Origin of the sequence: Myxococcus sp. AB025B (assembly GCF_006518215.1) — a bacterium.
GTDB classification, from domain to species: Bacteria; Myxococcota; Myxococcia; order Myxococcales; family Myxococcaceae; genus Myxococcus; species Myxococcus fulvus.
In genome coordinates, this window is sequence record NZ_SRLW01000661.1 from 1 (window position 1) to 938 (window position 938).

Below are 938 nucleotides of genomic sequence, written 5' to 3' on the forward strand. Positions count from 1 at the left end.
GATTCCGGCCCGAGTGCGCAAGCCCCGGGACAAGGCGAAGGTGGAGCAAGGCGTGCTGCTGGCCGAGCGGTGGATTCTGGCGGCACTGCGCCACCGCACCTTCTTCTCGCTGGAGGAGGTGCGCCAGGCGGTGAGGCCGCTGCTGGAGAAGCTCAATAGTCGGCCGATGAAGAAGCTGAAGAAGTCGCGACGAGAGGTTTTCGAAGAGATGGAGCGGGCCGCGCTGAGGCCGCTGCCGGCACGCCGATACGAGTACGCGGACTGGGCCCGTCCGAAGGTGCACGTCGACTACCACGTCGAATTCGACGACCACTTCTACAGCGTGCCGTACCAGCTGGTGGGCAAGCAGCTGGACCTGCGTGCGACGGCGAGCACCGTCGAGCTGCTGCTGGGCGGACGGCGCGTCACCTCGCACGTGCGCAGCTTCCAGCGGGGCGGCCACACTACCCAGAGCGAACACATGCCCAAGTCCCACCAGGCCCAGGCGGAGTGGACGCCGCCGCGGCTGATTGAGTGGGCGAAGAAGACGGGGCCCGCCACCGCGGCGCTGGTGGAGGAAATCCTTCGTCGACGGGTGCACGCCCAGCACGGCTTCCGGGCCTGCCTGGGCCTGCTGCACCTGAACCGCAAGTACGAGCCGCAGAGGATTGAAGCCGCGTGCGCGCGGGCGCTGCGACTGAGGGCGTGCACGTACAAGAGCGTCGTGGCGATTCTCAAGAACAACCTCGACCGCGAGCCCGTGACGCAAGAGCCGCGGCCCGAGGCACTGCCTGCGCACGGCAACGTGCGCGGCTCCGGCTACTACCACTGAAGCCCCCGCTGGGCGCCGAGGACGGCCTCGCGGTGCTCCAGCAGCAGTCCGGATGCGTGCGGTGCACGCGTCAGGGCCGCGCAAAACGTCAAGGCACGAGGCCTCAAGAGGACAGCGGATGCGCCGC

The 938-nt window shown here is 68.6% G+C and carries 1 pseudogene; it reads left to right on the forward strand.

Annotated elements, in window-relative coordinates:
- Nucleotides 1-811 (forward strand): annotated as a pseudogene (locus tag FL311_RS44745) (IS21 family transposase); the annotation flags it as partial.
- Nucleotides 812-938: the final 127 nt, after the last annotated feature.